9 protein-coding genes are annotated in these 12,216 nt (G+C 54.6%); 6 read left to right on the top strand and 3 right to left on the bottom strand.

The genetic code is table 11. The features are described 5' to 3' along the window. The first annotated feature begins 74 nt into the window (after nucleotides 1–74). Nucleotides 75–2,183, top strand: a complete 2,109-nt coding sequence (gene foxA, locus ACH0WD_RS06375) for a ferrioxamine B receptor FoxA (protein ID WP_001127726.1) — start codon at nucleotides 75–77, stop codon at nucleotides 2,181–2,183. A 40-nt stretch (nucleotides 2,184–2,223) separates the two neighbouring features. On the opposite strand, the gene ACH0WD_RS06370 is transcribed toward foxA, so the two are convergent. After that, nucleotides 2,224–2,856 (bottom strand): LysE family transporter, encoded by a 633-nt coding sequence (locus ACH0WD_RS06370; protein ID WP_000433132.1) that lies wholly within the window; start codon nucleotides 2,854–2,856, stop codon nucleotides 2,224–2,226. 231 nt (nucleotides 2,857–3,087) lie between these two features. Between ACH0WD_RS06370 and yahO the strand changes: the two genes are divergently transcribed. Further along, the gene (gene yahO, locus ACH0WD_RS06365; RefSeq protein WP_000848026.1) at nucleotides 3,088–3,363 is read left to right on the top strand and encodes a DUF1471 family periplasmic protein YahO; all 276 of its coding nucleotides are present in this window, start codon (nucleotides 3,088–3,090) and stop codon (nucleotides 3,361–3,363) included. A 135-nt stretch (nucleotides 3,364–3,498) separates the two neighbouring features. Here the strand turns inward: yahO and prpR are convergent, their stop codons facing one another. After that, a complete protein-coding gene (gene prpR, locus ACH0WD_RS06360) occupies nucleotides 3,499–5,124 on the bottom strand; it encodes a propionate catabolism operon regulatory protein PrpR (RefSeq protein ID WP_000205272.1) in 1,626 nt (541 codons plus the stop codon). Nucleotides 5,125–5,389: 265 nt separating this feature from the next. On the opposite strand from prpR, the gene prpB reads away from it, so the two are divergent. From prpB to prpE, 4 genes are all read left to right on the top strand, one after another. After that, nucleotides 5,390–6,277, top strand: coding sequence for a methylisocitrate lyase (gene prpB / locus ACH0WD_RS06355; protein WP_000052221.1), 888 nt, complete (start codon nucleotides 5,390–5,392; stop codon nucleotides 6,275–6,277). Nucleotides 6,278–6,399: 122 nt separating this feature from the next. After that, nucleotides 6,400–7,569, top strand: a complete 1,170-nt coding sequence (gene prpC, locus ACH0WD_RS06350; RefSeq protein ID WP_000132749.1) for a 2-methylcitrate synthase — start codon at nucleotides 6,400–6,402, stop codon at nucleotides 7,567–7,569. Between the two features lie 39 nt (nucleotides 7,570–7,608). Beyond that, nucleotides 7,609–9,060, top strand: coding sequence for a bifunctional 2-methylcitrate dehydratase/aconitate hydratase (locus tag ACH0WD_RS06345; RefSeq protein ID WP_000107078.1), 1,452 nt, complete (start codon nucleotides 7,609–7,611; stop codon nucleotides 9,058–9,060). A 40-nt stretch (nucleotides 9,061–9,100) separates the two neighbouring features. Continuing rightward, complete coding sequence (gene prpE / locus ACH0WD_RS06340) at nucleotides 9,101–10,987, top strand: propionate--CoA ligase (protein ID WP_000010212.1); 1,887 nt, start codon at nucleotides 9,101–9,103, stop codon at nucleotides 10,985–10,987. A gap of 103 nt (nucleotides 10,988–11,090) precedes the next feature. On the opposite strand, the gene hemB is transcribed toward prpE, so the two are convergent. Continuing rightward, nucleotides 11,091–12,065 carry a porphobilinogen synthase gene (hemB, locus tag ACH0WD_RS06335; protein ID WP_000130724.1) on the bottom strand — a complete coding sequence of 325 codons (975 nt, stop codon included), beginning with the start codon at nucleotides 12,063–12,065 and terminating at the stop codon, nucleotides 11,091–11,093. Between the last annotated feature and the right edge of the window lie 151 nt (nucleotides 12,066–12,216).

The raw sequence follows: 12,216 nt of genomic DNA, 5'->3' as shown, positions 1-12,216 counted from the left end.
GCGCATAGGCAATCTGGCGTTACGCATAGTGGTCCGTTATCTCTAAAAGGTAATAATTCTTATTTACAATAAAGATGCCTTTGGAGATGTTCATGTTTGCGACAACGCGTATGGCGCTATTGATAGGCGGAGCTATCGGCGGCGCGACTTTTCCTCTTTTTGCCCAGGAAACCACAAAAAATGATACCGTCATTGTCACCTCGCCCGTTCAGAGTGGCGCGACTAAGCTGGCGACGCCAGATATTGAAACGCCGCAGTCGGTATCCATTATTACCCGCCAGCAGTTTGAAGAGCAGGGCGCAACCAGCGTGCGTCAGGCGGTCAGCTACACCCCAGGCGTATACAGTAACCAGATAGGCGCCTCTAACCGCTTTGATTACATCGTATTGCGTGGTTTTTCGGACGGTAGTCTGGATAACGTCTATCTCGACGGGTTAAAAATGATGGGCGACACCAATTCGCACAGTTCGTTGGTGGTTGACCCCTGGTTTCTGGAAGATATCGAGGTGGTACGCGGCCCGGCGTCCGTTCTGTATGGACGTTCATCGCCAGGCGGCATTGTCGCGCTGACGTCGCGAAAACCGGCGTTTGATGCCGGAGGAGAAGTGAAGCTGTTTGCCGGCAATAACAACCAGCGCGGGGCGGCTTTTGATGTGACCGGCCCACTGGATGACAATGAACGTGTGGCGGCGCGTCTTAGCGGCATGACACGTTACGCCGATTCGCAGTTTACCCCCTTGAAAGAGGAACGTTATGCGCTGATGCCGAGCCTGACCTGGCGAATTACCGATCGGACGCGTCTTGATCTTATGGCCTATCTGCACCGTGATCCGCAAGGCGGTAGCCACTCCGGACTGCCTTATCAAGGCACGGTTGTACCTTATAACGGCAGAAAAATTTCTAACACTTTCTTTGAAGGTGAAGATGACTACGACAAATACGATCGCCGTGAAAATATGGTGGGTTATAACATTGAGCATCTGTTCGATAACGGCTGGTCGGTACGGCAAAAATTGCGCTATTTGCATACCAAAGTGACGTTGAATCAGGTCTATGCCGCAGGTTGGTTGAATGAAACGGCGCTGAATCGCGGCTATTCCGGCTCCGGGGAGAAAATGTCGGCTATCGCGCTGGATAATCAGCTCGACGGCAGCGTGGATACCGGGGCGATTAATCATCGTCTGCTGGTGGGGATCGATTATCAGGATCGCAGTAATCATACTACTGGCTATTATGGCGCGTTTCCGCCGATTGACGCTTTCAACCCTGTTTATGGCGCTCAGCCGGATTACATTACGTTGTATAGCCGTGAAAAACATAAGCTGCGGCAGACCGGATACTATTTACAGGATCAGATGTCATGGGATCGCTGGCGCTTTACGTTGGGCGGTCGTTACGATCGGGTCAGCGTGTCTAACATCGACAAACTTCATGATTCACGCAGCGATCTCGATAAAAACAACGTCAGCACCCGTGCTGCGTTGCTTTATCTGTTCGACAATGGCGTCGCCCCCTATCTCAGTTATTCTACCGCGTTTACGCCGACCAGCTTCGCCGACGAAAACGGCAATGTGCTGGAACCGATGAAAGGCAAGCAGTGGGAGGCGGGGGTAAAATACGAACCGCTGGGGGGGAACAGCCAGTTTAGCGCCGCCGTGTATCGTATTAACCAAACCAATATCGCGACCAAAGAAGAACCTACCGATCCGTACCGCTCGATTGGTGAAATTGAGTCTAAAGGGGTTGAACTGGAGGCCATTAGCCATTTGTCGGATAGCGTCCGTTTGCAGGCGGCGTATACCTATACTGATATCCGTTATAAGAAAAGTAGCCCGCAAGAGCAGGGTAAGCGCGCGGTTTATGCTCCACGGAACCAGGCCAGCGCCTGGCTAAGCTACGATGTGAAAAGCGGTCTGTTAGAGGGGCTGACTTTGGGCTCCGGCATCCGGTACGTCAACGGCGTGACCAGCGATCGCCTGAATACCCACACGTTGCCGTCCTATACACTGGTCGACATGGTAGTTGGGTATGATTTATCCAGCATTGGGTTAAATGGCTTGAGCGCCCAGCTCAACGTAAATAACCTGACGGACAAACGCTATGTCGCTGCCTGTAATTCGCTCTCTTATTGTTATTTTGGCGCCGAGCGTAGCATTGTAGGCAGCGTGTCATGGGCGTTTTGATAACGCTTATCGTCCGGTAGCAAAGGCTACCGGGCAAACATTAGCGGTACGTCACGCCTTCATAGAGAAGTCTGAGCGCAAACATCCCGATAATGGCGCCGATAACACGGCTGGCAATGCGCTGTATTCGTCCATAAGCGCGGCGGACTGCGGGGAGCGAAAAGGCCTGGCTGAGAAAAATACGCCAGATAACGGATGACAGCACAATTCCGGCCCAGGCCATTAACCTTGCCCATGTGGGCGTTTCTGCGCTAAGCGTTACGGAAAAAATACTGATAAAAAACAGTACGGTTTGCGGATTGGATAAATCGGTCATTAATCCCCGGCGAAAGAAAATTGTCCACGGGGCGGCAATCGGCGTCTGGAGCGTGCTCATTTGCGGCGTCGCCTGGTGGCGAATACTGTTCCAGGCGAACCATAATAAATAGGCGCCGCCGACAATTTTGATAAGAGAAAATACCGCTTCGCATTGCGTAATGAGCGTCGCCAGACCGAAAAGCCCCAGCCCGGAATAAAAGGCGTCTCCCGTGGCGACGCCCAGGCCGGTGATGACTCCCGCCCGGCGTCCTGATGCGAGGCTGGTTTGCACCACCACAAACAGATTCGCGCCGGGATTAAAAAAGGTTAACACAAACAGACTGACGGTAAGCACAACGGCATGAAACGGCTCCATAGGCAACTCTTCTCTTAGCCTCAAGAAATAACCTTCATCTTATTAATAGTCAAACCAGATGATTGCGAGTGAGATCACAAAGCAGGGGCGTTTTAATCCGCGTTGTTACGCCGACAGAGCGGGGGCTGACTGGATTTTTCCAGCAATCTACACTACTTATTTAATCAGTCCGAACGGCCTTTTTGTTCTGATAAAGCGATGATGGCGTAATAATAAAACGAGGGTTTTGCTATGAAAACTGGCTACAAGGTTATGCTTGGCGCATTAGCGTTTGTCGTGACAAACGTTTATGCCGCAGAAATCATGAAAAAAACGGACTTTGATAAAGTCGCCTCCGAATACACGAAAATTGGCACGATTTCCACCACCGGGGAAATGTCGCCGCTGGACGCCAGAGAAGATTTAATCAAAAAGGCGGATGAAAAAGGGGCGGATGTGGTGGTGCTGACGTCCGGGCAGACAGAAAATAAAATTCATGGTACGGCTGATATTTATAAAAAGAAATAAAAGCGTTGCATCATAAAAATACCCGCCTGGGTTTCCGGCGGGTATTTTTATTCCTGGCAACCGTCATCCGTTTTGCCGGATGACGGCCTGCAGTAAACGTAGCGCCATCAGGCATTCAGGACGCTGTCATTTGTCTTAATTACCCGACTGGTCTTTGGCACCTGCTTTTAAACGACGCCACAGAGTGGTGCGGCTAATCCCCAGATAACGCGCCGTGGCGCTCTTATCGCCCTTAAAGCGCGCCAGTACATCCTGTAACGTGTGCGCATCCACGGTTGAAGGCGTCAGTTCTGCTGTGTTCACCATAAGCTCAGGTAATAACTGCCGCATAAATTGCCTGTCCAGCGTTGGCGCGGGATCGACGCTTAAAAAAAGCGCCAGGCGCTCCATCATATTACGCAGTTCGCGAATATTACCGGGCCAGCGCCAGGCCAGCAAAAGCGGCTGACACTGTGTCAATCCATGACGTATCGATTCGGTAAACGGAATTTCCATCGCCGCCAGCGACTGTTTTAAAAAGCTTTCCGCCAGCGGCAAAATATCAGCCTGCCGCTCGCGCAAAGGAGGAAGCGTCAGACGCAGAATACTCAGGCGGTAAAAGAGATCGGGGCGAAAACGTCCTTGCATTATCTCCCGATCCAGATCGCAATGCGTAGCGCTGATCACCCGGACCTCCACCGGGATCGGCTGGTGTCCGCCGACGCGAGTGACGGCTTTTTCCTCCAGTACGCGCAAGAGTCGGGTTTGTAACGGCAAGGGCATTTCGCCGATTTCATCCAGAAACAGCGTGCCGCCGTGTGCGATTTCAAATAGCCCCGCCCGGCCTCCTCGTCGTGAACCGGTAAACGCGCCCTCTTCATAACCAAACAGTTCCGCTTCCAGCAACGACTCGGTAATCGCGCCGCAATTGACGGCGACAAAGGGAGGGGATGGCTTATTCTGACGGTGAGGCTGGCGGTGAAAAAACGTCTGGTGAATCGCCTGCGCCGCCAGCTCTTTTCCGGTCCCTGTTTCCCCCTGAATCAGCACTGCCGCACGGGAGCGGGCATAGAGCGTAATCGTCTGGCGGAGCTGCTCCATTTGCGGCGACTGGCCGCGTATATCGCCCAGTTCATACCGGGTTTGTAATCCCTTGCCGGATGGGTAATCCACGCGCTGGCGCCGTGTCAGACGGGTCATATCCAGCGCATCATGAAAAGCCTGACGAACGGTCGCCGCGGAATAAATAAAGATGGCGGTCATTCCCGCTTCTTCCGCCAGATCGGTAATTAATCCCGCGCCGACGACGGCCTCAATACCGTTGGCCTTAAGTTCGTTAATTTGCCCGCGCGCGTCCTCTTCGGTGACATAGCTTCGCTGTTCAAGACAGAGGTGAAACGTTTTCTGAAAGGCAAGTAAAGCCGGAATGGTCTCCTGATAGGTCACGATACCGATAGACGAGGTGAGCTTTCCCGCTTTCGCCAGCGCCTGTAATACATCGAATCCGCTGGGCTTGATGAGGATCACCGGTATTGACAGGCGACTTTTTAAATAGGCCCCATTCGAACCCGCCGCGATAATCGCGTCGCAGCGCTCGGTCGCCAGTTTTTTGCGAATGTAGGTCACCGCCTTTTCAAAGCCGAGTTGAATAGGCGTGATGGTCGCCAGATGATCGAATTCCAGGCTGATATCCCGAAACAGTTCGAACAGACGCGTTACGGAGACCGTCCAGATCACCGGTTTATCGCTATTATCGCGCGGAGCGCTGTGAGCAGTCGTCATCGCAGTAGGTTCATCTTTAAGGGGCGATTTTTTGTTTTAAACGTGTTTCATAAATGTTGCAATGAAACAGGGCGATTCGTTTCATGAAACGTTAGCTGACACGTTTTTCTTTTCCCTTAATCGCGCTTATTCATAACAGGAATGACTGTAATTACCTGTTTTTAAATCTCATTGTATTTAATTTTCTCGCAGCCTCTTTGCCTGGCATAGCCTTTGCTTTGGTGAATACATTCTGAGTAACAATTTACTAACATGAGGACGAGATATGTCTTTACATTCGCCGGGGCAGGCATTTCGCGCCGCGCTCGCTAAAGAGAATCCATTACAAATTGTCGGCGCTATTAATGCCAACCATGCTCTGTTGGCCCAACGGGCCGGGTATCAGGCTATCTATCTTTCTGGCGGCGGCGTAGCGGCGGGCTCGCTCGGACTGCCGGATCTGGGGATTTCTACGCTGGATGATGTGTTAACCGATATCCGGCGCATCACGGATGTTTGCCCGCTGCCGCTGTTGGTGGATGCGGATATTGGCTTTGGCTCCTCCGCCTTTAATGTCGCGCGGACGGTAAAGTCCATAGCCAAAGCGGGCGCCGCCGCGCTGCATATTGAAGACCAGGTTGGCGCTAAGCGCTGTGGACACCGTCCAAACAAAGCGATCGTCTCGAAAGAGGAGATGGTAGACAGAATTCGGGCGGCAGTGGATGCGCGCACCGATCCGAACTTTGTGATCATGGCGCGTACCGATGCGCTGGCGGTGGAAGGGCTGGAGGCGGCTCTCGATCGCGCGCAGGCTTACGTGGACGCGGGGGCAGACATGCTGTTCCCGGAGGCGATCACCGAACTGTCGATGTACCGCCAGTTCGCCGACGTGGCGCAGGTGCCGATCCTCGCCAACATCACTGAGTTTGGCGCGACGCCGCTATTTACGACCGACGAGTTGCGCAGCGCACACGTGGCGATGGCGCTCTATCCGCTGTCGGCGTTTCGCGCCATGAACCGCGCCGCAGAAAAAGTCTATACCGTGCTGCGCCAGGAAGGGACGCAAAAGAACGTGATCGACATCATGCAGACCCGCAACGAGCTGTACGAAAGCATCAATTACTACCAGTTCGAAGAGAAGCTGGACGCGCTGTACAGGAATAAAAAATCGTAGCCTGTAGGCCTGATAAGGCGAAGCCGCCTTCAGGCAATGCCGGATGGCACTACGTTTAACCCGCCTACGGTACGGCCTACACGCCTCAATACCCTACACATTACAATAATGACGAGGACAATATGACAGACACGACGATCCTGCAAAACAACACGCATGTCATTAAGCCTAAAAAATCGGTCGCGCTTTCCGGCGTACCTGCCGGAAATACCGCTCTGTGTACCGTGGGAAAAAGCGGTAACGATCTGCACTATCGCGGTTACGACATTCTCGATCTGGCGGAGCACTGCGAATTTGAAGAAGTCGCGCATTTACTGATCCACGGAAAATTACCGACCCGCGACGAGCTGAACGCGTATAAAAGCAAGTTAAAAGCGCTGCGCGGATTACCCGCCAATGTCCGTACCGTTCTGGAAGCGTTACCGGCGGCCTCGCACCCGATGGACGTGATGCGTACCGGCGTTTCCGCGCTGGGCTGTACCCTGCCGGAAAAAGAGGGACATACCGTCTCCGGCGCGCGCGATATTGCCGATAAGCTGTTGGCCTCGCTCAGCTCTATCCTTCTTTACTGGTATCACTACAGCCACAACGGCGAACGTATTCAGCCGGAAACCGACGATGATTCCATCGGCGGCCATTTCCTGCATCTGCTGCATGGTGAAAAGCCAACCCAAAGCTGGGAAAAGGCGATGCATATTTCGCTGGTGCTGTATGCCGAGCATGAGTTCAACGCTTCGACGTTTACCAGCCGGGTGATTGCCGGAACCGGTTCGGATGTCTACTCCGCGATTATCGGCGCGATTGGCGCGCTGCGCGGCCCGAAACACGGCGGAGCGAATGAGGTGTCGCTGGAAATTCAACAGCGTTATGAAACACCGGACGAGGCAGAGGCGGATATCCGTAAACGCGTGGAAAACAAAGAGGTGGTGATTGGCTTTGGACATCCGGTTTACACCATCGCCGACCCGCGCCATCAGGTGATCAAACGGGTGGCGAAACAGCTTTCAGAAGAAGGCGGCTCGCTGAAGATGTACCACATCGCTGACCGTCTGGAAACGGTGATGTGGGAGACAAAAAAGATGTTCCCGAATCTCGACTGGTTTTCGGCGGTCTCCTACAACATGATGGGCGTCCCTACCGAAATGTTCACCCCGCTGTTTGTCATCGCCCGCGTAACCGGCTGGGCGGCGCACATTATTGAACAGCGTCAGGACAACAAGATTATTCGCCCCTCTGCCAACTATACCGGGCCGGAAGATCGTCCGTTTGTCTCGATAGACGATCGTTGCTAACTCACTCTTATTAAAAATAAAACGCAGGAAACGTACCCTATGTCTACCCAAGAACTGAACATCCGCCCGGAATTTGACCGCGAAATCGTCGATATCGTGGATTACGTGATGAACTACGACATCACCTCAAAGGTGGCGTACGACACCGCGCATTATTGTCTGCTCGACACGCTCGGTTGTGGTCTGGAAGCGCTGGAATACCCGGCCTGTAAAAAATTGCTTGGGCCGATCGTGCCAGGCACGGTGGTGCCCAACGGCGCACGCGTGCCGGGCACCCAGTTTCAGCTCGATCCGGTACAGGCAGCCTTTAACATTGGCGCGATGATCCGCTGGCTCGATTTTAACGATACCTGGCTTGCCGCCGAGTGGGGCCATCCTTCTGATAACCTGGGCGGTATTCTGGCGACGGCTGACTGGCTGTCACGCAACGCCGTCGCCGCCGGCAAAGCGCCGCTGACCATGAAACAGGTATTGAGCGGGATGATCAAAGCCCATGAAATTCAGGGCTGTATCGCGCTGGAAAACGCCTTCAACCGTGTCGGGCTTGACCATGTGCTGCTGGTGAAAGTGGCCTCGACCGCGGTTGTCGCTGAAATGCTGGGGCTGACGCGCGATGAGATCCTCAACGCGGTATCGCTGGCGTGGGTGGATGGGCAGTCGTTGCGCACTTATCGTCATGCGCCGAATACCGGTACGCGCAAATCCTGGGCGGCGGGCGATGCGACTTCGCGCGCGGTACGTCTGGCGCTGATGGCGAAAACCGGCGAGATGGGCTATCCCTCGGCGCTCACCGCCAAAACCTGGGGCTTCTACGACGTTTCATTCAAAGGTGAAACGTTCCGTTTCCAGCGTCCTTATGGCTCCTACGTGATGGAAAACGTGCTATTCAAAATTTCTTTCCCGGCAGAATTCCACTCGCAAACCGCCGTCGAAGCGGCGATGACGCTGTATGAGCAGATGCAGGCCGCGGGTAAAACGGCAGCGGATATCGAGAAAGTGACCATCCGTACCCACGAAGCCTGTCTCCGCATTATCGATAAAAAAGGCCCGCTCAATAACCCGGCGGACCGCGATCACTGTATCCAGTATATGGTCGCCGTGCCGTTGCTGTTCGGACGGTTAACCGCGGCGGATTATGAAGACGAGGTGGCGCAGGACAAGCGTATTGACGCCCTGCGCGAGAAAATCGTGTGTTATGAGGACCCGGCTTTTACCGCCGACTATCACGACCCGGAAAAACGTGCTATCGGCAATGCGATCACCGTGGAGTTTACTGATGGCTCACGCTTTGGCGAGGTTGTCGTGGAGTATCCGATTGGTCATGCGCGTCGCCGCGCCGACGGTATTCCGAAGCTTATCGAAAAATTTAAAATTAACCTGGCGCGTCAGTTCCCGACTCGCCAGCAGCAACGCATTCTGGATGTCTCCCTGGACAGAGCCCGCCTGGAGCAGATGCCGGTTAACGAATACCTCGATTTATATGTCATCTGAGCCAGCCAGCAGTAAGGCGTAAGTTCAACAGGAGAGCGTGATGTCTTTTAGCGAATTTTATCAGCGTTCCATTAACGAACCGGAGGCGTTCTGGGCCGAGCAGGCCCGGCGTATCGACTGGCGACAGCCGTTTACGCAGACGCTGGATCATAGCCGTCCACCATTTGCCCGCTGGTTTTGCGGCGGCACCACTAACTTATGTCATAACGCCGTCGACCGCTGGCTGGATAAACAGCCGGAGGCGCTGGCGCTGATTGCCGTCTCATCAGAGACCGATGAAGAGCGCACATTTACCTTCAGCCAGTTGCATGATGAAGTCAACATTGTGGCCGCCATGTTGCTGTCGCTGGGCGTGCAGCGTGGCGATCGCGTATTGGTCTATATGCCGATGATTGCCGAAGCGCAGATAACCCTGCTGGCCTGCGCGCGCATTGGCGCGATCCATTCGGTGGTCTTTGGCGGTTTTGCCTCGCACAGCGTGGCGGCGCGCATTGACGATGCCAGACCGGCGCTGATTGTGTCGGCGGATGCCGGAGCGCGGGGCGGTAAAATTCTGCCGTATAAAAAGCTGCTTGATGACGCTATTGCGCAGGCGCAGCATCAGCCGAAACACGTTCTGCTGGTGGACAGAGGGCTGGCGAAAATGGCATGGGTGGATGGGCGCGATCTGGATTTTGCCACGTTGCGCCAGCAGCATCTCGGTGCGAGCGTGCCGGTGGCGTGGCTGGAATCCAATGAAACCTCGTGCATTCTTTACACCTCCGGCACTACCGGCAAACCGAAAGGCGTCCAGCGCGACGTCGGCGGTTATGCGGTGGCGCTGGCAACCTCGATGGACACCATTTTTGGCGGCAAGGCGGGCGGCGTATTCTTTTGCGCATCGGATATCGGCTGGGTCGTCGGCCACTCCTATATCGTTTACGCGCCGCTGCTGGCAGGCATGGCGACTATTGTTTATGAAGGACTGCCGACGTACCCGGACTGCGGGGTCTGGTGGAAAATTGTCGAGAAATACCAGGTTAACCGGATGTTTTCCGCCCCGACCGCGATTCGCGTGCTGAAAAAATTCCCGACGGCGCAAATCCGCAATCACGATCTCTCCTCGCTGGAGGCGCTTTATCTGGCCGGTGAGCCGCTGGACGAGCCGACGGCCAGTTGGGTGACGGAGACGCTGGGTGTGCCGGTTATCGACAATTATTGGCAGACGGAGTCAGGCTGGCCGATCATGGCGTTGGCCCGCGCGCTGGACGACAGGCCGTCGCGTCTGGGAAGTCCCGGCGTGCCGATGTACGGTTATAACGTCCAGCTACTCAATGAAGTCACCGGCGAACCTTGCGGCATAAATGAAAAGGGAATGCTGGTGATCGAAGGGCCGCTGCCGCCGGGCTGTATTCAGAGTATTTGGGGCGACGATGCGCGTTTTGTGAAGACTTACTGGTCGCTGTTTAACCGTCAGGTTTATGCCACTTTCGACTGGGGGATCCGCGACGCCGAGGGGTATTACTTTATTCTGGGCCGTACCGATGATGTGATTAATATTGCGGGTCATCGGCTGGGGACGCGAGAAATAGAAGAAAGTATCTCCAGCTACCCGAACGTAGCGGAAGTGGCGGTAGTGGGGATAAAAGACGCTCTGAAAGGGCAGGTAGCGGTGGCGTTTGTCATTCCGAAGCAGAGCGATACGCTGGCGGATCGCGAGGCGGCGCGCGACGAGGAAAACGCGATTATGGCGCTGGTGGACAACCAGATCGGTCACTTTGGTCGTCCGGCGCATGTCTGGTTTGTCTCGCAGCTCCCCAAAACGCGTTCCGGAAAGATGCTTCGCCGCACGATCCAGGCGATCTGCGAAGGCCGCGATCCGGGCGATCTGACAACCATTGACGATCCTGCGTCGTTGCAGCAAATTCGCCAGGCGATCGAGGAATAGCCGTAAGCCGGATAAGCCGCGTCCGGCAACGGGTTAGACTCAGCGACTGAATAGTGGGGTGTAAAGTCGGGAAAGGGCGGCAGCGCGCCGCCCTGTAACAGAATTAACGCAGAATATTTTTCTCAGCCAGATCCAGCGCGAAGTAACTGAAAATCAAATCGGCGCCGGCGCGTTTAATCGAGCCCAGACTTTCCAGCACGACCTTTTCTTCATCGATGGCGCCAGCCATAGCAGCAAATTTAATCATGGCATATTCACCGCTCACCTGGTAAGCGCCAAGCGGCAACTCTGTGCGTTCGCGGATTTCACGCAGCACGTCCAGATACGCGCCAGCCGGTTTCACCATTAAGCAATCCGCGCCCTGGGCTTCGTCGAGCAGTGATTCGCGAATCGCTTCACGGCGGTTCATCGGATTCATTTGATACGTTTTGCGGTCGCCTTTTAACGCGGTGCCCGCTGCTTCACGGAAGGGGCCGTAGAAAGAAGAGGCGAACTTGGTGGAGTAGGACATTATTGCCGTATCGGTAAAACCGGCGGCATCCAGCGCCTGGCGGATAGCCTGGACTTGTCCATCCATGGCCGCGGAGGGCGCAATAAAATCTGCTCCAGCCGCCGCCGCGATAACGGCCTGCTTGCCGAGGTTGGCCAGCGTCGCATCGTTATCCACGCCGTGTTCGCACAACACGCCGCAGTGGCCGTGCGAGGTGTATTCGCAGAAGCAGGTGTCGGACATGACGATCATCTCCGGCACGGTTTGCTTACAGATGCGGGACATTCTTGCCACCAGACCGTCTTCTTTCCAGGTATCGCTGCCGGTGTCATCAGTATGGTGAGAAATGCCGAAGGTCATAACGGAACGAATGCCAGCATTTGCGATACGTTCAATCTCTCGCGCCAGCTGCTTTTCCGGGATACGCATTACGCCGGGCATGGCATCAATAGCTTTGTAATCGTCGAGTTCTTCTTCAACAAAGATCGGCAACACCAGGTCGTTCAGGCTAAGTGTTGTCTCTTCAAACATAGCGCGCAGCGCAGCGGATTTGCGCAGGCGGCGAGGGCGATGGATAAGGTCTGTCATGGTCTGCCTGATGTTTGTGGAATCGAAGGCCCAGTATACCTGAATCTGCAGGCAGATGTTTTACGAAAACGGTCCTTAACGTAGCAGGCGCAGCCCCGGCGGCGGCAGAACATGGCGCTTCTTTTATATACCGAAGATTAATACCTCAGGC

The organism is Salmonella sp. 2020_1395, from assembly GCF_043848115.1.
In the GTDB taxonomy this organism is placed as follows: Bacteria; Pseudomonadota; Gammaproteobacteria; order Enterobacterales; family Enterobacteriaceae; genus Salmonella; species Salmonella enterica.
The sequence above is the reverse complement of the archived record's forward strand: the minus strand, read 5'-3'. Positions and strand labels throughout refer to the sequence as shown.

What these genes read in the sequence shown, in the direction of transcription:
- prpE (WP_000010212.1), top strand. Translation starts at nt 9,101, where the DNA reads ATGTCTTTTAGCGAATTTTATCAGCGTTCCATTAACGAACCGGAGGCG.
- foxA (WP_001127726.1), top strand. Translation starts at nt 75, where the DNA reads ATGCCTTTGGAGATGTTCATGTTTGCGACAACGCGTATGGCGCTATTG.
- prpC (WP_000132749.1), top strand. Translation starts at nt 6,400, where the DNA reads ATGACAGACACGACGATCCTGCAAAACAACACGCATGTCATTAAGCCT.
- yahO (WP_000848026.1), top strand. Translation starts at nt 3,088, where the DNA reads ATGAAAACTGGCTACAAGGTTATGCTTGGCGCATTAGCGTTTGTCGTG.
- prpR (WP_000205272.1), bottom strand. Translation starts at nt 5,124, where the DNA reads ATGACGACTGCTCACAGCGCTCCGCGCGATAATAGCGATAAACCGGTG.
- ACH0WD_RS06345 (WP_000107078.1), top strand. Translation starts at nt 7,609, where the DNA reads ATGTCTACCCAAGAACTGAACATCCGCCCGGAATTTGACCGCGAAATC.
- prpB (WP_000052221.1), top strand. Translation starts at nt 5,390, where the DNA reads ATGTCTTTACATTCGCCGGGGCAGGCATTTCGCGCCGCGCTCGCTAAA.
- hemB (WP_000130724.1), bottom strand. Translation starts at nt 12,065, where the DNA reads ATGACAGACCTTATCCATCGCCCTCGCCGCCTGCGCAAATCCGCTGCG.
- ACH0WD_RS06370 (WP_000433132.1), bottom strand. Translation starts at nt 2,856, where the DNA reads ATGGAGCCGTTTCATGCCGTTGTGCTTACCGTCAGTCTGTTTGTGTTA.